Genomic DNA, 26,956 nt, shown 5'->3' with positions numbered 1-26,956 from the left:
GTCAATCGGGTGATAGACAGGGCAGATCAAAGCTGCAACCTGCCGGAACGCTTCCCACCACCGGCTAAGCTTCGATGGTCGCTTCGGGTGGGATTTCGACAACACAAGCCTTCGCCGATGATCGAAAGAGGCTGATGAAGCGTCTCACAACTTTGGCATCGATCGTTGGACTGGGCACGGCGCTCGCGCTGTTCCTGTCTTCCGGCGTGTCCGATGTCACCGCCGCGGTCGTGAGCGCGGGCTGGGGGACGCTCGCCGTCGTGCTCGCCCGCTTCCTGGCGGTCGCCTGGGCGGGCCTCGGCTGGCATGTGCTGTTCCCCCGCGGCGCCGGCCCCACCCTGCGCGACTGCATCTCGCTTCGCTTCGTGCGCGAGGGCATCAACACGCTCCTGCCGGTGGCGCAGGTCGGCGGCGACTTCATCGGCGCGCGTCTGCTCACCCGCACGGGCACGCCCGGCGGCATGGCCGGCGCCAGCATGTTCGTCGATCTGATGACCCAGGCGGTCACGCAGCTCGTCTTCACCGTCGCCGGGCTTCTCCTGTTGATGCAGATCACCGGCGACGGGCCGATGGTCCGCACCGTCGCGGGCGGCGTGCTGGTCGCCATCCCGGCGCTGGCCGCCTTCTACGTCATCCAGCGCCGCAGCGGTCACCGCCTGATCGAGGCGGCGCTCAGCCGCTTCGCTGCGGGCCGCGAGTGGCGCGCGCTCGGCGCGATCGACGTGCTCTACGAGAACCTGCGTCGCCTCTACGGCAACCGCGCCCGCGTCGGCGCGGCGCTGCTGATCCACCTCGTCGGCTGGGCCATCGGCACCGTCGAGGTGTGGATCGCGCTGAACGCGATGGGCTATTCCATCAGCTTCCTCGACGCCCTGGTGATCGAGAGCCTCGCCCAGGCCGTGCGCGGTGCCGCCTTCGTCGTGCCCGGCGCCATCGGCGCCCAAGAGGGCGGCCTGATCGCCCTGGGCGCCCTGTTCGGCATCCCGCCGGAGGCCGCGCTGGCCCTCTCGCTCGTCAAGCGCGTCGCCGACCTTGCCGTCGGCTTGCCGAGCCTCGCCCTGTGGAACCTGATGGAGCGCAAAGGCGCGGCGCCTGCCGAAACCGACGGCACCGAGACGGTGCGCGAGGGGCTCGGGGCGATCCGGGCGCGGCTCGGCCGCCGCTCGGGCGCTGCCCCGCTCGCCCCGGCCTACGGCTTCTCCGCCGCCCGGAACCCCGCCCCCCTTTCCTCCGACAACGAAGCTGGAGCGCTCCAGAAGTGCGCCTGAACCGCCGCAGCCTCCTTGCCGCCGCCGTGGCGATGCTCGCCCTCACGGCGACGCCGCACCCCGTCCGAGCCGCCGACGATCCGGCCGTGGTGCCGATCCAGCGCCTCTACGCCAAGTTCGAAGAGGCGCTGAAGAACGGCGCGGGCGATCTCAAGAGCCGGCTGGCGATCGTCGGCGAGACCCTGGCCGAGACCTTCGACACGCCCGCCATGGTGCGCACCGCCGTCGGGCCGAAGTGGAAGACGTTCAAGCCCGAGCAGCAGGACGCGCTGACCGAGACCTTCGGCCGGTACTTCGTCACGCTCTACGCCAACCGCCTCTCGCAGGCGGCGGGCGGCAAATTCCAGATCGAGCCGAAGAGCGAGGAGCGCGGTCCCAACCGTGTCGTCTCGACCCGCGTCTCGAACAAGGACGGCGACGATTCGGAGGTCGATTACGTCGTCAACGCCGGCAACAAGGTTCAGGACGTGCTGCTCAACGGCAATGTCAGCGAGGTCGCCTCGATGCGGGCGAGCTTCGCCGACCCGCTCAAGGGTGGCGCCGACAGCCTGCTGAAATTTATGCGCGAACGCACCGATGGGATGCTCGCCGCCAAAGTCTCGCCCAGACAATAGGGCCAGAGACAAGGGATTGAGAAACACGCCGCCGGGTCGAACCCGCCATCGATTCGGCAGCAACGAAACCACCGACGAGGCCTGGAGCCGACCGCGACCCGTTTGGGGCGGCGTCCAGGCCTCACCGTCTTCAGACCGCCGCCCGCGGCCCCGCCCCAAGACAGCAGCGAGCAACGCCGCGCCATGGACCTGAACGAGCTGCCAGCCTGGATCGCATCCGTGCTTCTGCTGATGGCGCTCGCCGGTTGCGTCTATGCCCTGCTCGCGGCTTGGCTCGTCGGCCGTTTCGCTGCGCGGCCGTCGCCCGCGCTCGCGGCCGATACGCCCCGCCCTGGCGTGACGATCCTCAAGCCGCTCTGCGGCTTGGAGCCGGACCTGTTCGAGAACCTCGAAAGCTTCTGCCGCCAGGACTATGCGGGCTCGGTGCAGGTCGTGTTCGGCGTCCAGAACGCTGCCGACCCGGCGGTTGCCGTAGTGCAGCGCCTGCGGGAAGCCCATCCGCGCTTGCGCCTCGACCTCGTGGTGGATGCGAGCCAGCACGGCTCGAACCGCAAGGTCTCCAACCTCATCAACATGTCGGAGCGGATCGCCCACCCCGTCGTGGTGCTGGCCGATAGCGACATGTCGGTGAAGCCCGATTATCTCGAGCGCGTCGTCGCCGCCCTGTCGCAGCCGGGTGTGGCCGGCGTGACCTGCCTCTATCACGGCGTGCCGGGCGACCGGGGCCTATGCGCCCAGCTCGCCGCGCTCGCCATCGACGTGCAGTTCGTGCCCAACGTGATCCTCGGCACCACCTTCGATCTCGCCCGGCCCTGCTTCGGCTCGACCATCGCGATGACGGCCGAATCGCTGGCCCGCATCGGCGGCTTCCGCGCTTTCAAGGACGATCTGGCCGACGATTACGCCATCGGCGAAGCCCTGCGCGCCGAGGGTGGCACCGTGGCGATTCCCGCGCTCACCATCGGCCACGCCTGCGTCGACACCGAGCTGTCCGGCCTGTGGCGGCACGAGCTGCGCTGGAACCGCACCATCCGCAACGTCGATCCGAAGGGCTATGCCGGCTCGGTCGTAACCCACGCCTTCCCGCTGGCGCTGCTCGCCGCGCTGATGCCCGGCGCAGGCGCCGGAGCGCTCGCGGTCGCCGCCCTGGCCCTCACCTGCCGCATCCTGCTGTGCCTGCGCATCGAGCGGGCCTTCGGGCTCGCTCCCCACGCCTACTGGCTGTTGCCGATTCGTGACATGCTGTCCTTCATCAACTTCACTTGGAGCTTCGTCTCGGGTGCGGTGACATGGAAAGGTCACGATTACCGTGTGGTTGCGGACGGTACGCTGATTCCGGAGCACGGCCTCGGTCGCGAGTCGCGCGCGACTTCGGTCTAAGCTTCAAACCATTCGCCCTTATACATTCCAACGCTCGAGCCTTGAGGCCTTGAACCCCATGCGCACGCTCTTCCTGCAGGCCCCCACCTTCGACGGCTTCGATGGCGGCGCCGGCTCGCGCTACCAGGCCAAGCGCGAGATCAAGTCGTTCTGGTACCCGACCTGGCTGGCCCAGCCGGCGGCCCTGGTGCCGAACTCGAAGCTGATCGACGCGCCGCCGCACAACATCAAGCTCGAAGAGATCGTGGCCCAGGCCAACGACTTCGACCTCGTGGTGCTCCACACCTCGGTCCCGTCCTTCAAGTCCGACGTGAAGACCGTCGAGGCGCTCAAGGCGGCCAATCCGCGGCTGATCGCCGGCCTGATCGGCGCCAAGGTGGCGGTGGATGCCGCCGGCTCCATGGCCCAGGCGCCGTGCATCGACTTCTGCGCCCGCAACGAGTTCGACTTCACCGTCAAGGAAGTCGCCGACGGCGTGCCGATGTCGGAGATCAAGGGTCTGTCCTATCGTGATGCCAACGGCGTCGTGGTCCATAACGAGGATCGCGAGATCATGACGGACATGGACCAGCTTCCCTTCGTCACGAGCGTGTACAAGCGCGACCTCGAGATGGAGAAGTACTTCATCGGTTACCTGAAGCACCCCTACATCTCGTTCTACTCCGGCCGCGGCTGCAAGAGCCGCTGCACCTTCTGCCTGTGGCCGCAGACGGTCGGTGGGCACACCTATCGCACCCGCTCGGTGGCTCACGTCATCGAAGAGATCAAGTATTGCCTCAAGGAATTCCCTCAGACGAAGGAATTCTTCTTCGACGACGACACTTTCACGGACAACCTGCCGCGCGCCGAAGAGATCGCCCGCGAGCTGGGCAAGCTCGGCGTGACGTGGTCCTGCAACGCCAAGGCCAACGTGCCCTACGAGACCTTGAAGGTTCTGCGTGACAACGGCCTGCGCCTGCTGCTCGTCGGCTACGAGTCCGGCAACCAGCAGATCCTGAACAACATCAAGAAGGGCATGCGCGTCGAAGTCGCGGAGAAGTTCACCAAGAACTGCCACGAGCTCGGCATCGCCATCCACGGCACCTTCATCGTCGGCCTGCCGGGCGAGACGAAGGAGACGATCCAGGAGACGATCGCGTTCGCCAAGCGCATCAACCCGCACACGATCCAGGTCTCGCTGGCCGCGCCCTATCCGGGCACCTTCCTCTACAAGCAGGCGGTGGAGAATGGCTGGCTCGACGTCGAGAACGCCGAACTGGTGGACGAGAACGGCGTACAGATCGCCCCGCTGCACTACCCGCACCTGTCGCACTCGGAGATCTTCTCCGCGGTCGAGGAGTTCTACCGGAAGTTCTACTTCCGCGCGCCGAAGATCGCCTCGATCGTCAACGAGATGGTCCGCTCGCCCGAGATGATGAAGCGGCGGCTCCGCGAGGGCGTCGAGTTCTGGCACTTCCTCCGCGACCGCAAGGCCGCCGCGTAACGCTGCGCCGCCGGCTCCATTGAGCAAACAAGAAAGGCCGGGCACCCGCCCGGCCTTTCTTGCTTCAAGGGCTCCGCCCTGGACCCGCGAGAGGGCTGGCCCTCTCGACACCCGTGACGAGAAGAATTCCCTTGAAGCGATTGGTCGTCACCGCCGACGATTTCGGCCTCAGCCGTGAGGTCAACGAGGCCGTTGAGCAGGCCCATCGCGGCGGCATCCTCACCGCGGCGAGCCTGATGGTGTCGGCGCCCGGCGCCGCGGACGCCGTCGCCCGCGCACGGCGGACGCCCTCGCTCCGCATCGGGCTGCATCTGGTGCTGGTCGAGGCGTGGCCGACACTGCCAGCCACGGAACTGCCCGACCTGACGGATGCGCAGGGGCTGATGCGGCGCGACATGGAGCGGCTCGGACTCGACCTCGCCCTGAAGGCAAGCGCCCGGCGGCAGCTCGCCGCCGAGATCCGGGCGCAGTTCGAGGTGTTCCGCGCGACCGGCCTGCCGCTCGATCACGTCAACGCGCACAAGCACTTCCACATCCACCCGCTCATCGCCGGGATGGTGCTGCGGATCGGCCGCGATTACGGGATGCGGGCGCTGCGGGTGCCGCGTGAACCGCGCGATCTGCTGGCCCGCGCCGAGCCCGGCTTCCAAGCCAAGCCCGCTCTCGACACCGCGCCGTGGGCCGCCCTCCTGGCCGTGCGGGCCCGTCAGGCAGGCCTGCTGATCCCGACCCGGACCCTCGGCCTTGCCTGGTCCGGCGCGATGACGCCGGAGCGCGTCACCGCCTTGCTGCGCCACCTGCCGGACGGGCTCACCGAACTCTACACCCACCCTGCCACCGCGGGCGGTTTCCCCGGCGAAGCCCCGGGCTACCAATATGCGGCCGAGCGGGACGCTCTGATCGCGCCACAAGCACGGGAGGCGGCTGAACGGGGCGGAGCGGTCCGGGGCGGCTTCTCGGATTTTCTGCCATAGGCGTCCGCGCGAAGGGCGCCGGTATCCGGCCCCATTAAGCGATCGGGCGATTGGATCGGCGTGAGGGAAGGCCGTCGAGCGCGATCGGCCTGGCTCACTGAGGTCACCTCAGGCGCGATGATGCGCCAACGCCGTCCTCACCCGGGCGATCGTCTCGCCGCAACCCGAGACGAATACAGGCACGGCGCTCGCATCCGCCATACAGCGTCTCAGGGCCCAGGGCGTGCCGCGCGCGGTCATCATCGATCGCGCGGTCGCCATGTGCTGCCCGCTCGCGGACCGGGATGAAAGCCTGACGCTCGATCGACAACGCGAGGCGGTCCGACGCTTTGCCTCCGCGCTGACGAACCTCGTCTACGATCCCCCCGGCCCGAACGAGGGCAAAAGCGCGTTCATCATGAGCCTGCCGGTCAAGCCGGCTCTGTCGCCGCAGATCGATGCCGCCGCCAAAGCGGGCAAGACCCGCGAGACCTGGATCCTGGAGGCGATCCAAGCCCGGTTGGCGGGCGACTGATGCCGAACCGCCAACCGGAGAGTTCCGACAGCTACTTCGCCGTCGCGTGCTCGCGGGCGACCGTTCCCGGCGGGCGGCCGGCTTCCTTGCCCTCGGGGCGGTCGGCATCCGGCTGCCTCGGCGGCGGCCCGAGGAAGGCCGGGACCACGAAGAAGGCCGCGATCAGCGTGAAGAACAGCGACAGCGCGAGCAGCTCGCCCATGCTGGCGGTGCCGGGATGGCTCGACAGCATCAGCGAACCGAAGGCGGTGCCCGTGGTCAGCGCCGAGAAGAAGATCGCCCGCGTCAGGCTGGAGGCCAGCATGTCGACGACGCCGGCCCGCCACGCGATCACGTAGTAGATGTGGAAGGCCACACCCACCGCTAGCATCAGGGGCAGGGCGATGATGTTGGCGAAGTTCAGCGGCATGCCAATGACCTTGAGCGCCATCAGCGTCCACAGGGTCGCCAGCACCAGCGGCCCGAGCGTCATCGCCACGTCCCAGGGTTTGCGCAGCGCGACCGAGAGCAGGATGAAGATCAGCGCAAGCGCCGTCAGACCCGCCTGCACGAAGGCGCCGAGGATGGTGTAGCTCGACTCGGTCGTGGCGATCGGCGCGCCCGTAGCGTGGGGATCGACCGTCTGCACCTCCTTGGCGAAGCGGCGCAGCACCTCGTCGTCGTTCGAGTCGCCCTTCGGGTGAACCTCGATGCGGGCGCGGCCGTCGCTCGTCACCCACTCGGCCTTGAGGGGCTTGGGCAGGTTGTCGAGGGTGATCTTCTTCGGATCGAGCAGCCCGGACAGGCGGCTCATCAGCGTCTTCAGATCGGTGGTCAGCGCGACGCTGGCCGCCTCGCGCTTCTCCGCCGGGGCGGCGGCGAGGGTGTCGAGGGTGCCCGACAGGCCGTCTGCCGCCTTGGCGCCGGCCGAATCGCCGCTCGCGATGGTCTTCAGCGCCGCGGCCGTCTCCTTGAGCGCCTTGACGTTCTCCGCATCGGTCGGCGGCGGCGGCTTACGCGCCGGGTTGAGGGCGGGGGCGAGGAGCTGCGCCGTCTCTTGGATCGTGGCGAGCTTCTGATCCTGATCGCGGGGCACGAAGGTGTCGATCGAGATCACCTTGGCGACCGCCTCGAGCCCTTGCAGGCGTTTAGATAGGGCAGGCACCCCATCGACGGTCGGGGCGAGCACGTCGATCGAGTTCGGGCTGGTGGCCGGGTCCTTGATCAGGTCGAGATAGGTCGCGATCGATTCCACCTTCGGGCTGCGAAGGTGCATCGGGTTGGAATCGAACGGCAGCTTCAACAGCAGCGGGATGCCGGCGACGGTGATCAGGCCGACGAAGATCAGCACCCACTTGCGGTGCTCAATGATCCAGTGATCGACGCCCGCCATCCACGTCGTCTCGACCGCTCGCTTCTCACCGCGCGGGTTGAACACCGCGATCAGGGCCGGGAGCAGGGTGAGCGAGAACAGGTAGGCCACGATCATGCCGACGCCGGCGATCAGGCCGAGTTCGGACACGCCGCGGAACTGGGTCGGCAGGAAGGCGAAGAAGCCGGCCAGCAGCGAGACCGCCGCGAGCGTCAGCGACCAGCCGACGCCCCGCGCCGCGCCGCGAAGCGCCGCATCGACGCTGCCGAGTTCGTAGCGGTCGGCCCGGTAGCGCACGGCGAACTGGATGCCGAAATCGATGCCGAGCCCGACGAACAGGGCGGCGAAGGCCACCGAGATCGGGTTCAGCTCGCCCACCATGATGAGGCCGAGGGCGGCCGTCACGATGAGACCCGCGAAGGTCGTGATCAGGACCGAGATGACGAGGGGGCCGGAGCGCAGCGCCAACGCCAGGAACAGGACGATGGCGGCGGTCGTCAGCGAGTAGTTCAGGAAGGCGTCGTCGGCGAGCGTCGCGAACTCGTCGTCGGCCACCGCCACCGGCCCGGTCAGGCGGATGCGAAGGCCGTGCCCCGCGTCGATGTTCTGCTCGGCGGCCACGCGCCGGATCAGCTTGGTCGCCTCGCGGCCCGGCTCCAGGGCGTTGTAGTCGAGCACCGGCTGGATCATCACGAACTTGCGCTTGTCCGTGGTCTCGCTGCGTCCGCCCGCGAGCAGGGTCTGCCACGACATCCGGGCGCGTTGTCCGTCGAGGGCCTTGCGCAGTGTCTCGTCTATCTGCCCCATCGGCTGGGCGAGGTCTTCGAGCTTGGCGTCGCCGCTCTTCACGCCCTTCACGCCGAGGGAGAGCACCCGCATCACGCCGCGCAGAGACGGGTCGGCGGCCAACGGCCCGAGAAGGCCCTGCTGCTCGATCAGGCGCTGCGTCGTCTGTTCCAGCTCCTCCTGCGACATCAGCAGCAGGCCGTTGCGGTCGAAGAACGGGCCGCCGTCGGGCCGGTAGACGGTCTCGATCTCGGAGCGGTGCGACTTCAACGCCTCGGCGAAACGCGCGGCGGCCTCCTCGGCGATCTCCGGCGTCTCACCGTCGATCACCGCGGCCACGAGGTTCGTGCGCTGCGGAAACGCCTTCTCGAAGGCGATCTCGTCCTGGCGCCAGGGGACGCTCGGCTCGATCAGCCGCTCGACATCGGTATTGATGCGGAACAGGTGAGCCGCCGCGCCTGCGCCCGCGACCGTGAGGAGCGCCGCAGCCACCAGTACCAGCCAGCGGCGCCTGACGGAAAACGCGACGAGACGTTCGATCACGTAAAACCCTGTCTGCCTAACGATCCGACCTGTCCCCGCGTGACGACGGCCGGGACGCTTGGTCCCGTCCTCCCCGCGACACAGGACGCGGCGTCCTCAGCAGGCGGCGACGCGCCGAATCGATCCTCGTCTTGGCCCGCGGGACGTGACCCTCGCGAGCGGGAAACCGGGAAGGGCGCCGACGGCCGGCGACCCTCTTCCGGTGAACACGGAACACGTGGAGAGCTTGATAGAGACTCCACGCCGATCATTCGTGTCGTTGGGGCGCTACCTACTTGTCCCGGCGAGGGAATGCAACGCGCCCCGGCAAACCGGTCCGATCCAGCGGCGGCGGTGCGATTGCGCACTGCAACCGGATTGTGCGAGGACATTGCTTCGCACAAACATTCCGGACGATGTCGGCGTCATGACGGGGCAGCGGACGCCGCACGAGAAATCGTGAACATGTTTCGCCCGCTTTCGCCCCTTGCGATTGTCCGTGAAGAGGGACGGTCAAAAATCTGCCGCAGAATGCGGAAATCAGACGATCATTCCCGGTCCGGATCGCGCGACCACCGGCTTCGTCCCCGAAGCGGGTGGCCGGCCGCGAGACCGGTACGCCACACTCCCCCGAAATCGCGCTCCCCGCGCGTCCTCTCGGAACGGTTCCAGCCTAATGCGCTGGAACTCCTGTCCTTCTCACGCTAAGCAGCCCGGCTAAGTCCGGAACCCGCGCATCCAAGGAGCCGCGTCTTGGGAATCCCCATACGGTACGTCGCGAAGATCGGCGGTTACATCCTCAAGCAGCACATCACGGGGCGTAAGCGCTACCCGCTCGTCATGATGATGGAGCCGCTGTTCCGCTGCAATCTCGCCTGCGCCGGCTGCGGGAAGATCGATTACCCGGACGAGATCCTGAACAAGCGCCTTCCGGTGGACGAGGCGCTCGAATCCGTGCGCGAGTGCGGTGCACCGGTGGTCGTGATCGCCGGCGGCGAGCCGCTTCTCCACAAGGATCTGCCGCAGATCGTGCAGGGCATCATCGCGCAGAAGAAGTTCGCGATCGTCTGCACCAACGCGCTGCTGCTTGAGAAGAAGATCAAGGACTACAAGCCGAGCCCCTACTTCACGTGGTCGATCCATCTCGACGGCGACAAGGAGATGCACGACGGCTCGGTGTGCCAGCGCGGCGTCTACGACAAGGCGGTGGCGGCGATAGCGAAGGCCAAGGAGATGGGCTTCCGCGTCACCATCAACTGCACCTTCTTCAACAATTCCTCGCCGGACAAGATCGCCGACTTTTTCGATTCGGTGACCCGCATGGGCATCGACGGCATCACCGTCTCGCCGGGCTACGCCTACGAGCGTGCGCCGGACCAGAAGCACTTCCTCAACCGCAAGGCGACCAAGGACCTGTTCCGCGGCGTGTTCCGGCACGGCAAGGAGAAGGGCCGCGAGAAGTGGACCTTCCAGCAGTCGGGCCTGTTCCTCGACTTCCTCGCCGGCAACCAGACCTATCACTGCACCCCGTGGGGCAACCCGACCCGCACCGTGTTCGGCTGGCAGAAGCCCTGCTACCTGCTCGGCGAGGGCTATGCGGCGACCTTCAAGGAGCTGATGGAAGAGACCGACTGGGACGCCTACGGCACCGGCAACTACGAGAAGTGCGCCGACTGCATGGTCCACTCGGGCTACGAGGCCTCCTCGGTGGTCGATTCGGTCAAGAAGCCGTGGAAGCCGCTCGTGCACGCGATCCGCGGCATCAAGACGGAAGGCGACATGGCCCCCGAGATCAACCTCGAGAACCAGCGCCCGGCCGAGTTCGTGTTCTCCCGCAACGTCGCCCAGAAGCTCTCCGAGATCAAAGCCTCGGGCGTCGACACCAAGCAGGAAGCCCGCAAGCGCACCGCCGCCTGAGCGACGCGCTCCTTCACTTCCAATGAAAGACCCGCGCGGCACCGGCCGCGCGGGTCTTTTCGTTTCGAGGCGTCGCGCTCGAGATTTCTCGCCTCGCGGATAACGGGCGCGCCGCCGCCATCGCGACGGAGGGGCCGCGACAGGGGAGCCCCGCAAGGCGGTCTTACAGCAGCCCGAGACCCGGTCCGAGCCGTGCCCGGCAGCGGGCGAGCGCCGCGAAGGCCGCCGAGGAATCGCGGCCGAGCCGAATCAGCTCGCCGATCCGGGCTTGCCCGCGCAGAAGCGCACCGAGCACCGCCCGGATGTCCGGCTCACCCTCCGGCGTCAGGGCCGAGGCCGCGAAGGCGGGCAGGGCGCGTCCTGCGGGGTCGCAGACCACCCGGACCGCCGCGAAGGGGAGGGCGTGGCGGGCGGCGTAGGCGGCGGCCACATGCGATTCCATATCGACCGCCAGGGCGCCGGTGCGCGCATGCAGCGCCGCCTTGTCGGCAACGGTCATGACCGCGACCGCAGAGCCCACGAGGCCGCCCGCAACGACGCGGGGCGAGCCGGTCAGGCGCTCGGACAGGCGGCGGGCAAGCTCGGGATCGGCCGGGAAACGCTGGTCCGCGTCGAGATGCGTGCCGACGACGATGTCGCCCGGCCGCAGGGCGGGGTCGAGCCCCCCGGCGATTCCGAAGCTGACGACCGCGCGCAGATCACCGGGAGACCGCCGGTCGAGCGCGGCCCGCAACCGCTCGGGGTTGCCGCCGGCCTGGATCGTCTCGACGCCCGGCCCGGCGGCGATGCGGGCCTCTCGGGCCAATCCCGCGACCGCGAGGACCGCTCCGCCCATCACCGCGCCGGACGCCACCGGATGCTGAATCACCGCGTAACGGTGTAGATCGAGGCGCCCGCCGCGATGGGCGAGGCTACGGTGGAGAACACGCTCAGCACCTTGCCCAGCTCCGCGAACGGCGAACTCGACACGTAGACGAGGTCGCGGTTCCGCATGCGGAAGCTCTGGGTCAGGAACATCCCCTGCGCGTCGCGCAGGTTCACCCGGTACACCACCGGCACCTGCGGTGAGGCCAGGAGCGGCGAGTTCGGCCGCAGCCGCCGCACCACCGCTGCCGGCTCGTAGCGGAAGATGAACACGCCTTCCGGATTAGCCTGGGTCTCGCGCAGGCCGGAGGCGCGGGCCAGCGCCTGCGACAGCGTCAGCCCGTCCGCCGAGAACGGCACCTCCGTGGTGTTGCCGAGTGCGCCCACCGAGAGGAAGGTCTGCGGATCGCGCACCAGGGTCAGCGTATCGTTCGGCCGCACGTAGATGTTCTCGCGCGGGTTGGAGACCACCGTGGTCATCGGCACGGTGACGGTGCGGTTGCCGCGCGACAGGCGCACGAAGGTCTCGGCCACCGGCGTGCGCACGCCGCCAGCCTGGGCGATGACGTCGAGCAGGCGGTCGCCGCGGCCCGAGAGCGGCACGCGCATGCCGGTGGCCGCCTCGCCGGTGACGGTGACCGATTGCGAGACCGGCTTGGTGACGGAGACCAGCACCTGCGGCTGGATTGCCTTGCCGGCGAGTTCGGTCTCGATCAGCGCCTGGACGTCCTGGGTGCGGCGTCCGACGACCTTGATCCGGCCGGCGTAAGGAACGGTGATGCCGCCGTCGGGCCCGACCACCTGCTCGGGGATCGTGGCGGACTTGGAGCCCGCCGAGAAGCGGTCGGAGACGAGCGGGCCGGAGAACAGGCCGCCGGCCCCGGCCTCCCAGACCTGAACCGCCACGTAGTCGCCGACGCCGATCACCGGCTCGAGCGCGGGGCGGTTGTCGCCGAAGGTGACGAGGAGGCTGTCGAGGGGGCGGGTGCGCAGGGCCTCGACGAGGGCGGGGGTGATGTCGATGATCTCGTAGCGGGCGAACAGGCCCTCGGCGGTGGCGACGTCGGCGCCGCCCTCGATCGCCGAGGTGGTCGGCCCCGCGGCCGGCAGGATGGAGCACCCCGACACCGCCGTAGCGGTGAGGAGAGCAATGGCTAGAGCGCGCATTCAGGCCGCCTGACGGTTTTTCTCATCGGGGTGGGTAGCTGAAACCAGCCAAGCTGTCCGTGGCGAGGCCGCCACACCGGGCCGGGGAGCACGGAATGGGACCGCCTTTCCCCGCAGCCCACACTGATCCCGCCCTCATCGAGGCGAGGCTCGACGAATCGCAGGCAGGGCGGAGAAGAGGCGAAGGATGGTCCTGGCGCCGAACTCCGCTACCTGTCTGCATCCGGCCAAGCCTGCGCCGCCCGATCCAGGACAGGGCAGGGCGTCCGGCGCTGGCCCACATTGCTCCTTCAAGGCGTTGGATGACCGCTCCCCGATCCTCCGCCCCGACCGTCCTCGTGGTGATGGGCGTCTCGGGCTCCGGCAAGAGCACCGTGGCCGCGCTGGTGGCCGAGCGGCTCGGCTGGACCTTCGCCGACGGCGACGATTTCCACACGCCCGAGAGCATTGCCCGGATGCAGGAAGGGCACCCGCTCGACGACGCGGCGCGTCAGCCCTGGCTCGGCCGCATCCGCGCCTGGATCGACGCGCGGGTCGCGGCCGGCGAGAACGCCGTGGTCGCCTGCTCGGCCCTCAAGCGGGCCTACCGCCGGACCCTGATCGGCGATCCCCGGCGGGTGCGTATCGTTTTCCTTGAAGGGAGCCGGGCGGTCATCCAGGACCGGATTCTGGCGCGGCACGGCCATTTCATGCCGGCCTCGCTCCTCGACAGCCAGTTCGCCGCCCTCGAACCGCCCGGCCCGGAGGAAGACCCGATCACCGTCGGCATCGAGGACGGGCCCGACGCCATCGTCGCGGCGGTCGCCACCCGCCTCGACATCCCCGCGGGCGACATCTGCGGATAGGAGAGAGCATGGCCATCGCCCTCGTCGTCTCCGACGTCGACGGAACGCTCGTCACCGACGACAAGCGGCTCACGCCGGCTGCGATCGAGGCGGTGCGGCGGCTCGGCTCCGCCGGGATCGGCTTCACCCTGGCCTCCAGCCGCCCGCCGGCCGGCCTGCGCCACCTCGCCGAGGCGCTCGACCTGCGGCTGCCGCTGGGCGCCTTCAACGGCAGCACCGTTTGTACGCCCGATCTCCGGCCGATCTCGGAGCGGCTGATCCCCGAATCGGTGGCCCGCGAAGCCGCCGCGCGCCTCGACGCGGCCGGGATCGACCTCTGGGTGTTCGCGGACGGCGCCTGGAACCTGCGCGACGGCCAAGCTCCCTATACCGACCTCGAGCGCCGCACCTTGCAGACGGAGCCGAGCGTCGTGCCGGACCTGTCGCCCCTGCTCGGCCGGGCGGCCAAGATCGTCGGCGTGAGCCGCGACCATGCCGGCCTCGCGCGGCTGGAAGAGGCGCTCGCGGCGGACCTGGAGGGGCGGGCCGCAGTGCATTGCTCGCAGCCCTACTACCTCGACGTGACGCCGCCGGGCATCGACAAGGGCAGCTTCGTCGCCGACCTCGGCCGACAACTCGGCATCCCGCGGCAGCGAATCGCCACGCTGGGCGATGCGGCCAACGACATCGCCCTGTTCCGGGAGAGTGGGTTGTCGATCGCCATGGGCAACGCCGCCCCTGCGGTCCGGCAGGCGGCCTCAGCGGAGACCCTAAGCAACAACGAGGACGGTTTCGCCCGCGCGATCAACCGGTTCGTGTTCGGGGATACCTGAAATCGGCGCCCACGGCCGGGCGGAGGGCTGTGCCCCTTCTGCGACAGGGTCGCCGCCGCGGGCCTCGGCATCCGCAGGGAATTGCCGGGACTCCACGTTCCCGCCTCATTTGGCCCCGACCCAGGACAGACAAACTGAGCCGTAACGAGTGACCCTCGCCCGGCTCCCGCGGCACCCGCCTCTCTCGAGAGGGAGAAAGCGCCGGCCAACGGGAGACGGAGCGAGGCACCGAAAACGACCGGGTCCCCCATGCGTCTTGTCCTCGCCGCCCTTCTTGCCGCCGCCCCGGCGTCGGCCTTCGCCCAGGAGGCGGCACGGGACAACATCGATGCGCTGATCGCCGAGCAGGCCCGGGCCAACAAGGTGCCCGAGGCGTTCGTCCATCGCGTGGTCAAGCGGGAGAGCAACTACAACGCCCGCGCCAAGGGCGGCTCCGCGCTCGGCCTGATGCAGATCAAGCACGCCACGGCCCGCGGCCTCGGCTATACCGGCGACGCGGCCGGGCTCTACAATCCCGAGACCAACCTGAAATACGGCATCGCCTATCTGGCCGGCGCCTACCGCGCCGCCAAGGGCGATCTGGAGCAGGCCTACCGCTACTACAACCGCGGCTACTACTACGCCGCCAAGCGCCTCGGCATCGACGCCACCCCGCCCGACGCCGAGAGCGCGACGACCGTCGCTTCGGCCACGAGCCCCGCCACTGCGAATGCCCGGTCCGCCAACGGCTTCGACGGCATGTTCGCCCTGCGCGGCAATGCGTCCGCCGCGGGCACCCAGCAGGCGCTGGCCTACGCCGCGCCGGGCCCCGGCCCGACCGACGCCGTCGAGGTGCCGCTGCCGCCGCGCCGGCCGACCGCTCTCTCTGCCGAGCCCTTGCAGGTCGCGAGCCTCGCCCAGCCGACCGCTCCGCAGCCGCAGGCCTCCCTCCAACCGCAAGCCGCTACCGCGCAAGCCGCCGCCCCGCAGGTCGCCGCGGCGCAGGCGATGACCGCCGTGGATGCCGTCGAGGTGCCGCTGCCGCCGCGCCGTCCCTCCGAGACCGTGCTTGCGGCGATCCCGCGTCCGGCGATCGCCGTCGCGGCGCGCAAACTCGCCGAGCCCGCCCCGATCCGGGAGGCCTCGGCCGCCCCCGTCACGCCTTGAGGCGATAGCCTGTCCATAGAGAAACCGGCACTCCGGAGCATCGTCCCGGATCCGGTATCCGGGACGATGCTCCAGTCTCTTGTTATTGCATCGTCTTTTTCCGAAAGCCGGTAGCCACCTTTCGGGACGATGCTCTAGCCAGTCGCCGTTCCTGCGGTTATACAGCCCGCCTCGAATCTCCGTTACTCAACGCGGTGCCATCGGCGATCCTCGGACATGAGGATGCCTTGGGCGCCCTTTTTGCCTGAGGTACACTCCCATGGCCGTTCCGAAGCGAAAGACCTCCCCCTCCCGCCGCGGCATGCGCCGCTCCGCCGACGCCCTCAAGGCCCCGACCTATGTCGAGGACAAGGACTCGGGCGAACTGCGCCGTCCGCACCACATCGACCTGAAGACCGGCATGTATCGCGGCCGTCAGGTTCTGAAGGTGAAGTCCGCCGAGGCGTAAGGAAACCACCCGAGCGCCGACCGCCTGATTTGGGCCGGAACGGCGCAGCGAGTGTCCTGCCAAAATGCGAAGAACCGGCCGTCAGGCCCGTTTTGCGAAGGCCGCATTCCGCGCGTAGAGCGCGGTTGCGGCCTTCGTGCGTTCCAGGCGTGCGGGACGCAAGGCGGGATCGGCGCTGATGATCAGTTGGGTCAGAAAGCCCGCCATCGGGCGGCGTCCCCGGATGCGGGGACCGGCGCCGCTGGGCATTTCGGCAACGAGGGCACGCGAGGACGAGTCCTGGCGGGCGCCATGGTCCTGATCGGCACAATCGGTCTCGAAACGGTCCATTCGCATCGTGCCTCCGGCCTCGCACGCGTTCTGGTGCAAAGCCGGGGCCGACGTTAACCGGATCTTAACGATCTGTCTCGCCCCACCGGGCGCGACTTCGCCCTCTCAACGGCGTCGCCCGACAAGAGAGGCGGCAACCGTCCTTCGGGACGCTGCCCTACTTGCGCGCCAGGGACTCGAGGCGGGCCTGCATCTCCGCCATCTGCTTCTTCAGCTCGTCGAGGTCGGCCGGGCCGCTAACGGCGGGGGCTGGAGCAGGGGCGGGGGGCGCGGCGGGCATCGTTCCCGGCGGCGGTCCGCCGGGACCGAAGCCGCCGGTGAACATCTTCATCGCATCGCCGAAGAAGGTCATGTTGGCCCGCACCTGCTCCTGCAGCGCCTGCTGGAAGGCGGAGGGGCCGAAGCTCTGGGCCATCTTCTCGCGAAGGCCGTCCTGATCCTTGGCGAAGTTGGCCATGGAGAATTCGAGGAAGCTCGGCACCATCGTGCGCATGCTGTCGCCGTAGAAACGGATCAGCTGCCGCAGGAAGGCCACCGGCAGCAGGTTGTCGTCGCCGGCCTTGTTCTCCTGCTCGAAGATGATCTGCGTCAGCACCGAGCGAGTGATGTCGTCGCCCGAGCGTGCGTCGTAGACGATGAAGTCTTCGCCGTTCTGCACCATCGTCGCGAGGTCTTCGAGCGTGACGTAGGTGGAGGTGCCGGTGTGATAGAGCCGGCGATTGGCGTACTTCTTGATGACGGTCTGATGCGCCCTGCCGTTCTCGGCCATTGTTGCGACACCTCCCGCTTCGCTCATGTGTCTGCGCAAAGCTCAACGCTCCGCCACGATCGGCTGCCCGCCTGCGCAGGCGGGGCTCAACATTCGTCGGAACCAACCTTAAGGCTTTCGCGGCGCGGCGAAAACAGCAATTTATCCCTGTCCCCGCAGAATCCGGTGCACTCGGGCGCGGTCGTCTGCGCGACGTTCCGCCCATGTTGTCCGTAAGCACGCTTGACTTCGAGAGGTGTGCGCTCTTCATCCGGTGAACGGCAGGCCGCGCCCCAGACATTCTGGTCTACCAAATATCGCGCCGCCGAATGAGGAGAACGTCACGATGGCAGCCAGTGAAGATATCGTCATTGTCGGAGCGGCGCGCACGCCGGTCGGCTCGTTCGCCGGCGCCTTCGGTGCCGTGCCGGCCCACGAACTCGGCGCCACGGCGATCAAGGCCGCACTGGAGCGCGCGGGCGTTTCACCGGACGATGTGGACGAGGTGATCTTCGGCCAGGTGCTCACCGCCGCCGCCGGGCAGAACCCGGCCCGCCAGGCCGCCATCGCCGCCGGCATCCCCGAGAAGGCGACCGCCTGGGGTCTCAATCAGGTCTGCGGCTCGGGCCTGCGCACCGTCGCGGTCGGCATGCAGCAGATCGCCAACGGCGACGCCAAGGTGATCGTGGCCGGCGGCCAGGAATCGATGTCGCTCAGCCCGCACGCCCAGTACCTGCGCGGCGGCCAGAAGATGGGCGACCTCAAGCTCGTCGACACCATGATCAAGGACGGCCTGTGGGACGCCTTCAACGGCTACCACATGGGCCAGACCGCCGAGAACGTCGCCCAGGCCTTCCAGCTCACCCGCGAGCAGCAGGACCAGTTCGCGGTCCGCTCGCAGAACAAGGCCGAGGCCGCCCGCAAGGAAGGCCGCTTCAAGGACGAGATCGTCCCCGTCACCGTGAAGGGCCGCAAGGGCGACACGGTCGTTGACACCGACGAGTACATCCGTGACGGCGCCACCGTCGAGGCGATGGCCAAGCTCAAGCCCGCCTTCGCCAAGGACGGCACCGTGACCGCGGCCAACGCTTCGGGCCTCAACGACGGCGCCGCCGCCCTCGTGCTGATGTCGGCGTCCGAGGCCGAGCGCCGGGGCATCACGCCGCTCGCGCGGATCGTCTCCTGGGCGACCGCGGGCGTCGATCCCAAGGTGATGGGCACGGGCCCGATCCCGGCCTCGCGCAAGGCCCTGGAGAAGGCCGGCTGGAAGCCCGCCGACCTCGACCTGATCGAGGCGAACGAGGCCTTCGCCGCCCAGGCTCTGGCCGTGAACAAGGACATGGGCTGGGACGACGAGAAGGTGAACGTCAACGGCGGCGCCATCGCCATCGGCCACCCGATCGGTGCCTCCGGCGCCCGCGTCCTCATCACCCTGCTGCACGAGCTGAAGCGCCGCGACGCCAAGAAGGGCCTCGCCACGCTCTGCATCGGCGGCGGCATGGGTGTCGCCATGTGTGTCGAGCGGGTCTAAGCGACCAGCTCCGTGGGAAGGGCGCTCGATGCCCTTCCCACGGCAAACCTCAAGCTGAATTTGACGAAACCAGCTTGAGGGTTTGTGAAATTTAAATGCGATGCGGGCTCGCGGTCGCCCGGATAAACAGTCCGGGACGACGCGCGGCGCCCCGCGCCTGCGAAGGCGGTGACAGGATCGTTGCCCTGTCCGCTGCACGCCTAGCGGGTGTTTCGCGAACCGGCTTAACAACAACCCGATACGGGATCACGGAGGAAACTATGGCTCAGGAACGCGTCGCCCTCGTCACGGGCGGAACGCGCGGCATCGGCGCCGCGATCTCGAAGCGCCTGAAGGACAAGGGCTACAAGGTCGCCGCCAATTACGGCGGCAACGACGAGGCGGCCAACGCCTTTAAGGCCGAGACCGGCATCCCGGTCTTCAAGTTCGACGTCGGCGATCTCGCCAGCTGCGAGGCCGGCATCAAGGCGATCGAAGCCGAACTCGGCCCGATCGACATCCTCGTGAACAATGCCGGCATCACCCGCGACGGCGCCTTCCACAAGATGACCTTCGAGAAGTGGCAGGCGGTGATCCGCACCAACCTCGACTCGATGTTCACCTGCACCCGCCCGCTGATCGAGGGCATGCGCTCGCGCAATTTCGGGCGCATCATCATCATTTCGTCGATCAACGGCCAGAAGGGCCAGGCCGGCCAGACCAACTACTCGGCGGCCAAGGCCGGCGTGATCGGCTTCGCCAAGGCGCTGGCGCAGGAAAGCGCCTCGAAGGGCGTGACCGTGAACGTGGTGGCCCCCGGCTACATCGCCACCGAGATGGTGATGGCGGTGCCGGAAGACATCCGCAACAAGATCATCTCGACGATCCCGACCGGCCGCCTCGGCGAGGCCGACGAGATCGCCCACGCGGTCGAGTATCTCGCCAGCGAAGAGGCCGGCTTCGTCAACGGCTCGACGCTGACGATCAACGGCGGCCAGCACTTCGTCTGATCGACCGCAACGCACCACGCCGTCCGGAGGCCGCCGATCCGCTCAGACGGGTCGGCGGCCTCCGCCGTTTCGCGGCAAGCGCGCTCGCTTGGCCGGAAAAAATACTTTATGCCGCCTGGAAACCTCCCCCGATTGCTCTCTGAATGAACCGGCTGTGCTGCGCCTCGCGCTGATCCTGCGGCGGAACCTGCCTCGGCTGGCAGGTCTCGCGACCATCCCGCTGATCCGGGCGGTGTTCCTGTTCGCGCGGATGCTCGGCACCGACCGGGCGAGCGCGGCCGGCGGCCGGCTCGTTCGCCTCATTGGCCCGTTCCTGCCTTCGCACCGCACGGCGATGGCCAATCTCCGCGCGGCCTATCCGAAGGAGGACGAGCGGCGGCTGCGGGCGATCGCGGGGGAGGCGTGGGACAATCTCGGGCGCACCGGCGCCGAATACGCCCATCTCGACACGATCTTCGATTACGACCCGGAGAACCTCGCGACCCAGCGCATGGAGGTGCGCGGGCTGGAGCAGTTCTTCGCGATCCGCGACGACGGCCGGCCGGGGCTTATCTTTTCGGCCCATCTCGCCAACTGGGAGCTGCCCGCGATCTGCGCGGAGAAGTTCGGGCTCGAGACCACCGCCGTGTTCCGGCCGCCGAACAATCCGGCCGCCGCCCAGCTGGTGCAGGAGGTGCGGCGCAAGACCATGGGGGGCTTGGCGGCCTCCGGCCCCGGCGCGGTCTTCGCCATGCAGGGCGTGGTGGAGCGCGGCGGCCATCTCGGCCAGCTCATCGACCAGCACTTCACCCGCGGCGTCGTGGTGCAGTTCTTCGGCCGGCCGGTGCTGGTCAACCCGCTGCTCGGCAAGCTCGCACGGCACCACGATTGCCCGGTCCACGGCGCGCGCGTGGTGCGTAAGGCCGGCGGGCGCTTCCTGCTCGAACTGACGCCGCCGCTCGACCTGCCCCGCGGCCCCGACGGGCTGATCGAGGTTCAGGGCGCGATGCAGGCGATGACGCGCGTGATCGAGGGCTGGGTGCGCGAGCATCCCGGCCAGTGGCTTTGGATGCACCGCCGCTGGCGGCCCAACATGCTGCCGAAGGCGAAACCTACTGAGGGGCCGCTAGAATCGTCCGCGTCGTGACCGCACCCTGCGTCTAACCGGCGGTCAGGCGCTGGCGCAGGAGCGTCGAGGAGATGCCGGGGGTGTAGGGTACGACCGCGCGCATCGCTTCCGGCAGGTCGGCGCAATCGGCAAGCTTCGTGGCCAGTTCGGCCTCGTGGGCCGCGCCGAACGCGTAGAGGTCGTAGCCGAACCGCGCCATGAAGGCGCGGTCGATCACGCGGGGGCCGTCGGTGACCACTGCATCGACCCAGCGGCAGGCCGCCACGATCTCGACGCGCTCGTCCAGGGTGAGAACCGGCGGGCGCCCCTTGTAGGCCGCCACCCGCGCGTCGGGGACGACGCAGACCGTCAGTCGCCCGCCGAGCGCACGAGCCGCGGCGAAGAAGCGGACATGGCCGGGATGGAGCAGATCGACCACGACCTTGGCGTAGACGGACGCGCCCGTCGTTCCCGCTCCACTCATGCCCGCCTTCCCGCTCCGCTCATGCCCGCCGTTCCCGCTCCGCTCACGCCCGGCCTCCCTCCTTCAGGATTTCGTGCACGGCGGCCGCCACCCGGTCGCGGGCGCAGCCGTCGGTGAACGCACCGAACAGAGCCGCCCGGCGGGCGAGACGCGCCGCCTCGTACCGGTTCGGCTCGGCGAGGGACAGGGTCACCGCCGCACGCAGCGTGTCGACCTCCTCGACGCGGGGACCGATGTCGCGCCACTGCCACTCGATCCCCTCCGCGTCGTAACTCAGCGGCGACGCGAACCGTTCGGGATTGTCGATGAGCACGATCGGGCGATTCAGGGCGAGGTAATGGAAGATCGCGCTGGAGGCGTCCGAGATCATCAGGTCGGCCCCGAGCAGGGCGGGAATCAGGTCGGAATCGGGCGGATGCAGCACGACGTTCGCGTGCCGCTCAGCGAGAATGCGCCACCTTTCGATCAGGTCCGGTGCGCTCACGGCGATATGGGGATGGGGCTTGATGACGATCCCGATCCCGGCCTTGTCCCCGCGGATCAGCGCGACGAGATCGTTGCCGAGCATCTCGGCCGATGACAGCAGCGGCGTCCAGGTCGGGGCGTAGACGATACTCACCGCGCAACCGGGGACCCGGACACCCTGCGCGCGCGGCGTGTTCCGGAACAGGAGATCGCTCTGGATCAGTCCCGTCGGAAGATAGGCCCGCCTCGGAACATGCCCCTGCGCGGTGAGGCGCTCGGCGATCGCCGCACTCGCGACGCAGACGTAATCGGCCGCGTGATACGCCATGGCCGGACCGTTCTTGCTGATGAGGCCGTGCCCGACATGGAGGATCGTCGCGTCGGGCAGGCTCCGCCGCAGGACGACCGCCGTGCCGGCATCGGCGACGATGACAAGGTCAGCGCCCCGGCCGACCGCCTCCTGTCCGTCTTCGAACGCCGCCATCGAGAGGCGCGCGACGTCATGGCGGGCCGAGAGCAGATCGGCGAGCGGATCGAGAATGGGGGCGTGCCACGCGTACTGGTCAATGACCAGGATGGAGAAGGTACCCGCTGTCATAGCCCGCCGACCCGGCTTGATCCTCACGCCGGCCAACGGGCCCCGTCACACTGGGAGGCGTTGTCCGCTCGGGCCCGCTGTCCACCATCGTCGCACCCGTTGCAAGACCACGGGAACCGACGCCACGGGAACCGACGCCAGGGACCGGTGAGGAAGGGTCCGAGACGAACGTGGTCTCGGCCGCGGCCGATCCTGCGTCGAGGACGGCGCGTCAGACCCACTCGCCGCGGCGCATCACCGGCACCGCCTCGCCCGAGGCGGTGAGGCCGTCCACGTCGATCCCGGCCGAGCCGATCATCCAGTCGATATGGATCAGGCTGCGGTTGGCGCCGCGCTCGGCGAGATCCGCCTCGCTCAGGCCCTCGCCGCCGTTGCGGAAGCATTTCGAGTAGGCCTGCCCCAGGGCGATGTGGCTCGCGGCGTTCTCGTCGTAGAGCGTGTTGTAGAACAGGAGACCCGAGGCCGAGATCGCCGAGGAGGCGGGCACCAGGGCCACCTCGCCGAGGCGGGCGGCGCCCTCGTCGGTGTCGAGCACCTTGGCGAGCACGTCGCTGCCGGTGCGCGCCTGCGCCTCGACGATTCGCCCCTCGGAAAAGCGCACGCGGATGTCGTCGATCAGGGTGCCCTGGTAGGAGAGCGGCTTGGTGCTGGCGACGTATCCCTCCACCCGTGCCCGGTGCGGCGTGGTGAACACCTCCTCGGTCGGGATGTTGGCGTTGCAGACGATGCCGTTCTTGGCGGACGTGGCGCCGCCGCACCATTCGTGATCGTCGGCGAGCCCCACGGTGAGGTCGGTGCCGGGGCCGCGGAAGCGCAGGGCGGAGAAGCGGGCACCGTTGAGCCGCTCGGTGCGGCGGGCGAGATCGCGGTTATGTGCGCCCCAGGCCGCGACGGGGTCGGGTCCATCGATGCGCGAGGCGGAAAACACCGCGTCCCACAGGCGCGCGACCGCCTCGTCCTCGGGCAGATCGGGGAAGACCGTGCGCGCCCAGGGCTTGGTTGCGGCGGAGACGATGGTCCAGTTGGTGGAGAAGCCGGCGATCAGTTCCAGCGCCGGCACATAGGCCTGCGAGCGCGAACGGTTGGCGCGGGCGACCTTGGACGGGTCCTGACCCGCCAGCAGGGACGGGTCGTCGCCCGAGATGGCGAGCCGGGCCGCTCCGTTGCGGTAAGCGTCGGCCATGCCGGCATAGAGCCAGCCGGCAGCCCGGTCGAACGCCTCGTCGGGCGCGTGGGCGAAGCGCGCCAGCGTCGCGGCGTCGTCCGCGTAGAAGGTGGTGACCAGCGCGGCGCCGGCCTTGTAGGCCTGCTCGGTGATGGCGCGGGCCAGCGGCACCGCTTCGAGCGGCGCCGTCATCACCAGTTCCTGGCCCGCCTGCAACCCGAGGCCGACCCGCACGGCGACTTCCGCCAGCCGGTCGAGGCGCTCGGTGAAGGGGAGGGCGGCCGTGCCCGGCGTCTGGCTCATGGAATGGGTTCTCCAGGCTGTCTCGCCGCGCACCGTCTTCCCGGCCCAAGAACCGATCCCGTCAGACCGATCCGCGGCTCAGGCCGCGCGCGACCACGTGATGTCACCCAGATTTTCGCGGAAGGCAAAGCGCAGGAGATGGTCGGAGACCACATTCTCCAGCCGTGTCAGGCCGGCCGGGTCGGGCGTGGCCACCTGCATCACCAGGGCATCGGGGCTCGCCTCGAAGGTGCAGATCCGGTCCTCGCCGAACGGAACCCGGCCCTTGTCGCCGCTCTCCTCGACCGGGAACTTGTGGCTCCAGTGGCGGCAGAGCTGCTTCAGGTAGCGGCTGGCTTCCGCAGTCGGCACCCGGGCCTGTGAGATGGGCATCAATGGTCTCCTTCTAAGTCGGTGCGGACGGGAATGTTCGGGGCGCGCGCCGCAGAGTACGCGTCGAATGGCTCGCCCCCATCGCCCGCCGCTGCGGCGGGCCGCCTTCGGGGGAAGGTGCACCGCACTGCGGTATGTGGGACGAGGGCGTAAAATCGTCATGCGACGAAACCGAGGCGGGCTCTCTCGCCGCCGGCCGCCGCAGAGGGCGATTGTCGCGTCGCAAGGGTTAACGATTTCACCATCCGGGCTTCATTCCGGTTGCGCGCAAGGCTGATTCCCGGCCCTGTGACCCGGATCATGCAGCCATCTTGTGCGTTGCACAACAACCCATCGACGTCGCCGTGCGTTCCCGCGTGCGCGCCGTCACACCGACCCTCAGACCGGAAGAGCCGGCGGCGGATCGTCCGAGAGGGCCACGACCTTGCCCGGATTGAGGCCGTCGTGCGGGTCGAGAGCGGCCTTCAACCGGCGCATCAGATCGAGGCCGACGGGGTCGGCGGTGCGGGCGAGTTCGTCGCGCTTGATCAGGCCGATGCCGTGCTCGGCGGCGATCGAGCCGTCCATGCGCTCGACGATACCGTGGACGATGGCGTTGAAGCGGCCCCATTGGCTCAGGAACGCCGTCTTCTCCATGCCGACCGGCTGGGTCAGGTTGAAGTGGATGTTGCCGTCGCCGAAATGCCCGAACGGGCAGGGGCGCAGGCCCGGCATCGCCGCCTCGCAGGCCGCGCTCGCCTCTTCCAGGAAGTCGGCGAGGCGCGAGAGCGGCAGCGAGACGTCGTGCTTGATCGAGCCGCCCTCCGCCTTCTGCACCTCGGGCAGCAACTCGCGCAGGCGCCACAGGGCGGCGTCCTGGGCCGCGCTGCCGCCGATCACCGCATCCTCCACCAGCCCCGCCTCCATCGCCTCGGCGAGCAAAGCTTCCATCTCGCCGCGGGTGTCGGAGCCGGGGCGGGGCGAGGACAGCTCCACCAGGGCGTAGGCGGCGTGAGGGCCGGCGAGCGGCGGACGCACGTCGATCCCGTGTCTCAGCACCATCTCCAGGCCGAAGCGGGGGATGTACTCGAAGGCCGTCAGCCCCCGGTCGGCGCCGGCCCGAAGCCGTGCGAACAGACTGAGCGCCACCCGCGCCGAGGGAAGGCCGACGAAGCCGACACAGGTCGAGAGGGGCTTGGGGTACAGCTTCAGGGTCGCGGCGGTGATGATGCCGAGCGTGCCCTCCGAGCCGACGAACAGGTGCTTGAGGTCGTAGCCGGCGTTGTTCTTGCGCAGCGCCTTCAGCCCGTTCCAGATCCGCCCGTCGGCAAGCACCACTTCGAGTCCGAGCACGAGATCGCGGGCATTGCCGTAGGCCAGCACCGCCAGCCCCCCGGCATTGGTGGCGAGGCCGCCGCCGATCCGGGCCGTGCCCTCCGCCGCCCAGGAGAGCGGGAACAGCATCCCCGCCGCGTCGGCGGCGGCCTGCACGTCGGCGAGGATCATGCCGGCTTCCACCGTCATGCTGGCGCCGAGGGGATCGACCGCACGCAGCCGGTCGAGGCGGTTCAGGGACAGCACGATCCCGCCGAAGGGCACGCCGCCGCCGACGAGCCCGGTATTGCCGCCCTGCGCCACCACTGGCACCCGCGCCGCGGCGCAGGTTCGCACGGCGAAGGCGACCTCCTCGGTCGTGCCCGGCGCCACGACGGCGAGAGCATGGCCGCGATAGAGCCCGCGCGACTCGACGAGATGCGGTGCGATCTCGGCCGGATCGGTGCGCACGTGCCGGCCCCCGAGCCGCTCGGAGAGTGTGGCGAGGAGGCGATCGTGGGAGAGGGGTGTGTCGGTCATCGATGGAGGGGGCGGCGGGGCCGAATGAAGGCGTCGTCCGGCTGAGATAGGCCGGGGGAACGGCATTTGCACCGAGGGGCGGAGATGCGGGGACGGGGGAGGCCGGGAAAGGCATGCGGGGGGGATGGCACGCACCGGGCGCTTGCGGGTTTTCCTTGCGCAGCGGATCGCGGCCCGATCCAACCGCGTTTTCCGTCCCTCCGAAGACGAGGCTTGAGGCGCCATGCTGTCCGTGATTCCGAACCCGCCGCGCACGGCGCTGCCGATCCACGGCAGTTCCGACCTGTTTCCCGTGCGCCGGGTCTATTGCGTGGGCCGCAACTACCGAGCCCATGCCCGCGAGATGGGCGCCGACGAGCGCGACCCGCCCTTCTTCTTCCTCAAGCCCGCTGACGCGCTTCAGATCGTGCCCGAGGGCGCGACGATCGAGCATCCCTATCCACCGCGCACCGAGAACTACCATTTCGAGGTGGAGCTGGTGGCGGCCCTCGGCCGGGGCGGGCGCGACATCCCGGTGGAGAGCGCCGGCACGCATGTCTACGGCTACGCGGTCGGCCTCGACATGACCCGGCGCGACCTTCAGGACGAGGCCAAGCGGCAGGCGCGCCCCTGGGAGCTCGGCAAGGCGGCGGATTTCTCCGCCCCCATCGGCGCCCTGCGGCCGGCGGGCGTCATCGGCCACCCCCGCTCGGGCGCGATCACGCTCGCCGTCGATGGCGCCGAGCGCCAGCGGGGCGACCTCTCCGAGATGATCTGGTCGGTGCCGGAGCAGGTCGCGCTGCTCTCGACCTATTTCGAGCTTCATCCCGGCGACCTGATCCTCACCGGCACGCCCTCGGGCGTCGGGGCGGTGCAACGCGGCCAGACCATGAGCGCGCGGATCGAGGGTGTCGGAGCGATCGCGCTCAAGGTCGTGTGATCGGGCCGGGACGGAGGGGGCGCCACCGTCTACAAGACCCG

At 69.1% G+C, this 26,956-nt stretch carries 25 protein-coding genes; 15 read left to right on the top strand and 10 right to left on the bottom strand.

Going from position 1 to position 26,956, the window contains the following annotated elements; translation table 11 throughout:
• The first annotated feature begins 134 nt into the window (after window positions 1–134).
• The 6 genes from J2W78_RS11915 (at window position 135) to J2W78_RS11890 (ending at window position 6,233) form a co-directional block, all read left to right on the top strand.
• Window positions 135–1,268 (top strand): HpnL family protein, encoded by a 1,134-nt coding sequence (locus tag J2W78_RS11915; RefSeq protein WP_253370679.1) that lies wholly within the window; start codon window positions 135–137, stop codon window positions 1,266–1,268.
• Window positions 1,259–1,882 (top strand): MlaC/ttg2D family ABC transporter substrate-binding protein, encoded by a 624-nt coding sequence (locus tag J2W78_RS11910; RefSeq protein WP_253370678.1) that lies wholly within the window; start codon window positions 1,259–1,261, stop codon window positions 1,880–1,882. Before J2W78_RS11915 ends, J2W78_RS11910 begins: the two co-directional genes overlap by 10 nt.
• 183 nt (window positions 1,883–2,065) lie before the next feature.
• Window positions 2,066–3,262 carry a bacteriohopanetetrol glucosamine biosynthesis glycosyltransferase HpnI gene (hpnI, locus tag J2W78_RS11905; RefSeq protein ID WP_253370677.1) on the top strand — a complete coding sequence of 399 codons (1,197 nt, stop codon included), beginning with the start codon at window positions 2,066–2,068 and terminating at the stop codon, window positions 3,260–3,262.
• Window positions 3,263–3,320: 58 nt separating this feature from the next.
• The gene (hpnJ, locus tag J2W78_RS11900) at window positions 3,321–4,745 is read left to right on the top strand and encodes a hopanoid biosynthesis associated radical SAM protein HpnJ (RefSeq protein WP_060770791.1); all 1,425 of its coding nucleotides are present in this window, start codon (window positions 3,321–3,323) and stop codon (window positions 4,743–4,745) included.
• 131 nt (window positions 4,746–4,876) lie between these two features.
• On the top strand, window positions 4,877–5,719 hold the full coding sequence (gene hpnK / locus J2W78_RS11895) for a hopanoid biosynthesis-associated protein HpnK (protein ID WP_253370676.1): 843 nt from the start codon (window positions 4,877–4,879) through the stop codon (window positions 5,717–5,719).
• Window positions 5,720–5,942: 223 nt separating this feature from the next.
• Window positions 5,943–6,233, top strand: coding sequence for a hypothetical protein (locus J2W78_RS11890; protein ID WP_253370675.1), 291 nt, complete (start codon window positions 5,943–5,945; stop codon window positions 6,231–6,233).
• Between the two features lie 31 nt (window positions 6,234–6,264).
• Here the strand turns inward: J2W78_RS11890 and J2W78_RS11885 are convergent, their stop codons facing one another.
• Entirely contained in the window at window positions 6,265–8,913 is a 2,649-nt protein-coding gene (locus J2W78_RS11885; protein WP_253370674.1) for an MMPL family transporter, read from the bottom strand.
• Between the two features lie 732 nt (window positions 8,914–9,645).
• On the opposite strand from J2W78_RS11885, the gene hpnH reads away from it, so the two are divergent.
• Window positions 9,646–10,809 (top strand): adenosyl-hopene transferase HpnH, encoded by a 1,164-nt coding sequence (gene hpnH, locus J2W78_RS11880; RefSeq protein WP_253370673.1) that lies wholly within the window; start codon window positions 9,646–9,648, stop codon window positions 10,807–10,809.
• 163 nt (window positions 10,810–10,972) lie between these two features.
• Here hpnH and J2W78_RS11875 read toward each other — a convergent pair whose 3' ends face one another.
• Together J2W78_RS11875 and J2W78_RS11870 are read right to left on the bottom strand one after the other, a co-directional pair.
• Entirely contained in the window at window positions 10,973–11,644 is a 672-nt protein-coding gene (locus J2W78_RS11875; RefSeq protein ID WP_253374022.1) for a phosphorylase, read from the bottom strand.
• A 29-nt stretch (window positions 11,645–11,673) separates the two neighbouring features.
• Complete coding sequence (locus J2W78_RS11870; protein ID WP_253370672.1) at window positions 11,674–12,840, bottom strand: polysaccharide biosynthesis/export family protein; 1,167 nt, start codon at window positions 12,838–12,840, stop codon at window positions 11,674–11,676.
• A gap of 302 nt (window positions 12,841–13,142) precedes the next feature.
• On the opposite strand from J2W78_RS11870, the gene J2W78_RS11865 reads away from it, so the two are divergent.
• The 4 genes from J2W78_RS11865 (at window position 13,143) to rpmF (ending at window position 16,091) form a co-directional block, all read left to right on the top strand.
• The gene (locus J2W78_RS11865; RefSeq protein ID WP_253370671.1) at window positions 13,143–13,685 is read left to right on the top strand and encodes a gluconokinase; all 543 of its coding nucleotides are present in this window, start codon (window positions 13,143–13,145) and stop codon (window positions 13,683–13,685) included.
• A gap of 8 nt (window positions 13,686–13,693) precedes the next feature.
• Window positions 13,694–14,497: a Cof-type HAD-IIB family hydrolase gene (locus J2W78_RS11860; protein WP_253370670.1), complete on the top strand. Its 804-nt coding sequence runs from the start codon at window positions 13,694–13,696 to the stop codon at window positions 14,495–14,497.
• A gap of 249 nt (window positions 14,498–14,746) precedes the next feature.
• Complete coding sequence (locus tag J2W78_RS11855; RefSeq protein ID WP_253370668.1) at window positions 14,747–15,643, top strand: transglycosylase SLT domain-containing protein; 897 nt, start codon at window positions 14,747–14,749, stop codon at window positions 15,641–15,643.
• Window positions 15,644–15,902: 259 nt separating this feature from the next.
• Window positions 15,903–16,091: a 50S ribosomal protein L32 gene (gene rpmF, locus J2W78_RS11850; RefSeq protein ID WP_003601373.1), complete on the top strand. Its 189-nt coding sequence runs from the start codon at window positions 15,903–15,905 to the stop codon at window positions 16,089–16,091.
• Window positions 16,092–16,172: 81 nt separating this feature from the next.
• Here the strand turns inward: rpmF and J2W78_RS11845 are convergent, their stop codons facing one another.
• Window positions 16,173–16,421, bottom strand: coding sequence for a hypothetical protein (locus tag J2W78_RS11845; RefSeq protein ID WP_253370667.1), 249 nt, complete (start codon window positions 16,419–16,421; stop codon window positions 16,173–16,175).
• A 157-nt stretch (window positions 16,422–16,578) separates the two neighbouring features.
• Entirely contained in the window at window positions 16,579–17,190 is a 612-nt protein-coding gene (gene phaR / locus J2W78_RS11840; RefSeq protein WP_253370665.1) for a polyhydroxyalkanoate synthesis repressor PhaR, read from the bottom strand.
• 325 nt (window positions 17,191–17,515) lie between these two features.
• Here phaR and J2W78_RS11835 point away from each other — a divergent pair, with 325 nt between their 5' ends.
• The 3 genes from J2W78_RS11835 (at window position 17,516) to J2W78_RS11825 (ending at window position 20,815) form a co-directional block, all read left to right on the top strand.
• Window positions 17,516–18,700, top strand: coding sequence for an acetyl-CoA C-acetyltransferase (locus J2W78_RS11835; RefSeq protein ID WP_253370662.1), 1,185 nt, complete (start codon window positions 17,516–17,518; stop codon window positions 18,698–18,700).
• 260 nt (window positions 18,701–18,960) lie between these two features.
• On the top strand, window positions 18,961–19,689 hold the full coding sequence (gene phbB, locus J2W78_RS11830) for an acetoacetyl-CoA reductase (protein ID WP_253370660.1): 729 nt from the start codon (window positions 18,961–18,963) through the stop codon (window positions 19,687–19,689).
• A 154-nt stretch (window positions 19,690–19,843) separates the two neighbouring features.
• A complete protein-coding gene (locus J2W78_RS11825; protein ID WP_253370658.1) occupies window positions 19,844–20,815 on the top strand; it encodes a lipid A biosynthesis lauroyl acyltransferase in 972 nt (323 codons plus the stop codon).
• A gap of 13 nt (window positions 20,816–20,828) precedes the next feature.
• Here the strand turns inward: J2W78_RS11825 and J2W78_RS11820 are convergent, their stop codons facing one another.
• From J2W78_RS11820 to J2W78_RS11800, 5 genes are all read right to left on the bottom strand, one after another.
• The gene (locus J2W78_RS11820) at window positions 20,829–21,260 is read right to left on the bottom strand and encodes an adenylyltransferase/cytidyltransferase family protein (protein WP_253370656.1); all 432 of its coding nucleotides are present in this window, start codon (window positions 21,258–21,260) and stop codon (window positions 20,829–20,831) included.
• A gap of 43 nt (window positions 21,261–21,303) precedes the next feature.
• Entirely contained in the window at window positions 21,304–22,323 is a 1,020-nt protein-coding gene (locus J2W78_RS11815; protein WP_253370654.1) for a CDP-glycerol glycerophosphotransferase family protein, read from the bottom strand.
• Between the two features lie 211 nt (window positions 22,324–22,534).
• The gene (locus J2W78_RS11810) at window positions 22,535–23,791 is read right to left on the bottom strand and encodes an aminopeptidase (protein ID WP_253370653.1); all 1,257 of its coding nucleotides are present in this window, start codon (window positions 23,789–23,791) and stop codon (window positions 22,535–22,537) included.
• Window positions 23,792–23,869: 78 nt separating this feature from the next.
• A complete protein-coding gene (locus J2W78_RS11805) occupies window positions 23,870–24,163 on the bottom strand; it encodes a DUF2218 domain-containing protein (protein ID WP_056203309.1) in 294 nt (97 codons plus the stop codon).
• Between the two features lie 378 nt (window positions 24,164–24,541).
• Window positions 24,542–25,996: an FAD-binding oxidoreductase gene (locus J2W78_RS11800; protein WP_253370651.1), complete on the bottom strand. Its 1,455-nt coding sequence runs from the start codon at window positions 25,994–25,996 to the stop codon at window positions 24,542–24,544.
• A 223-nt stretch (window positions 25,997–26,219) separates the two neighbouring features.
• Between J2W78_RS11800 and J2W78_RS11795 the strand changes: the two genes are divergently transcribed.
• Window positions 26,220–26,915: a fumarylacetoacetate hydrolase family protein gene (locus tag J2W78_RS11795; protein WP_253370649.1), complete on the top strand. Its 696-nt coding sequence runs from the start codon at window positions 26,220–26,222 to the stop codon at window positions 26,913–26,915.
• The last annotated feature ends 41 nt before the right edge of the window (window positions 26,916–26,956 follow it).

It is taken from the genome of Methylorubrum extorquens (assembly GCF_024169925.1).
In the GTDB taxonomy this organism is placed as follows: Bacteria; Pseudomonadota; Alphaproteobacteria; order Rhizobiales; family Beijerinckiaceae; genus Methylobacterium; species Methylobacterium extorquens_A.
Note: the sequence above shows the minus strand (reverse complement) of the source record. Positions and strands in the feature narration are given on the sequence as shown.

Excerpts from the sequence above, each read along its gene's own strand:
- J2W78_RS11815 (WP_253370654.1), bottom strand. The coding sequence starts at position 22,323 with ATGACAGCGGGTACCTTCTCCATCCTGGTCATTGACCAGTACGCGTGG.
- J2W78_RS11805 (WP_056203309.1), bottom strand. The coding sequence starts at position 24,163 with ATGCCCATCTCACAGGCCCGGGTGCCGACTGCGGAAGCCAGCCGCTAC.
- hpnJ (WP_060770791.1), top strand. The coding sequence starts at position 3,321 with ATGCGCACGCTCTTCCTGCAGGCCCCCACCTTCGACGGCTTCGATGGC.
- J2W78_RS11875 (WP_253374022.1), bottom strand. The coding sequence starts at position 11,644 with ATGGGCGGAGCGGTCCTCGCGGTCGCGGGATTGGCCCGAGAGGCCCGC.
- J2W78_RS11795 (WP_253370649.1), top strand. The coding sequence starts at position 26,220 with ATGCTGTCCGTGATTCCGAACCCGCCGCGCACGGCGCTGCCGATCCAC.
- phbB (WP_253370660.1), top strand. The coding sequence starts at position 18,961 with ATGGCTCAGGAACGCGTCGCCCTCGTCACGGGCGGAACGCGCGGCATC.
- J2W78_RS11855 (WP_253370668.1), top strand. The coding sequence starts at position 14,747 with ATGCGTCTTGTCCTCGCCGCCCTTCTTGCCGCCGCCCCGGCGTCGGCC.
- J2W78_RS11865 (WP_253370671.1), top strand. The coding sequence starts at position 13,143 with ATGACCGCTCCCCGATCCTCCGCCCCGACCGTCCTCGTGGTGATGGGC.
- rpmF (WP_003601373.1), top strand. The coding sequence starts at position 15,903 with ATGGCCGTTCCGAAGCGAAAGACCTCCCCCTCCCGCCGCGGCATGCGC.
- J2W78_RS11820 (WP_253370656.1), bottom strand. The coding sequence starts at position 21,260 with ATGAGTGGAGCGGGAACGACGGGCGCGTCCGTCTACGCCAAGGTCGTG.
- J2W78_RS11870 (WP_253370672.1), bottom strand. The coding sequence starts at position 12,840 with ATGCGCGCTCTAGCCATTGCTCTCCTCACCGCTACGGCGGTGTCGGGG.
- J2W78_RS11915 (WP_253370679.1), top strand. The coding sequence starts at position 135 with ATGAAGCGTCTCACAACTTTGGCATCGATCGTTGGACTGGGCACGGCG.
- J2W78_RS11810 (WP_253370653.1), bottom strand. The coding sequence starts at position 23,791 with ATGAGCCAGACGCCGGGCACGGCCGCCCTCCCCTTCACCGAGCGCCTC.
- J2W78_RS11835 (WP_253370662.1), top strand. The coding sequence starts at position 17,516 with ATGGCAGCCAGTGAAGATATCGTCATTGTCGGAGCGGCGCGCACGCCG.
- J2W78_RS11800 (WP_253370651.1), bottom strand. The coding sequence starts at position 25,996 with ATGACCGACACACCCCTCTCCCACGATCGCCTCCTCGCCACACTCTCC.
- J2W78_RS11845 (WP_253370667.1), bottom strand. The coding sequence starts at position 16,421 with ATGGACCGTTTCGAGACCGATTGTGCCGATCAGGACCATGGCGCCCGC.
- phaR (WP_253370665.1), bottom strand. The coding sequence starts at position 17,190 with ATGGCCGAGAACGGCAGGGCGCATCAGACCGTCATCAAGAAGTACGCC.
- J2W78_RS11860 (WP_253370670.1), top strand. The coding sequence starts at position 13,694 with ATGGCCATCGCCCTCGTCGTCTCCGACGTCGACGGAACGCTCGTCACC.
- hpnI (WP_253370677.1), top strand. The coding sequence starts at position 2,066 with ATGGACCTGAACGAGCTGCCAGCCTGGATCGCATCCGTGCTTCTGCTG.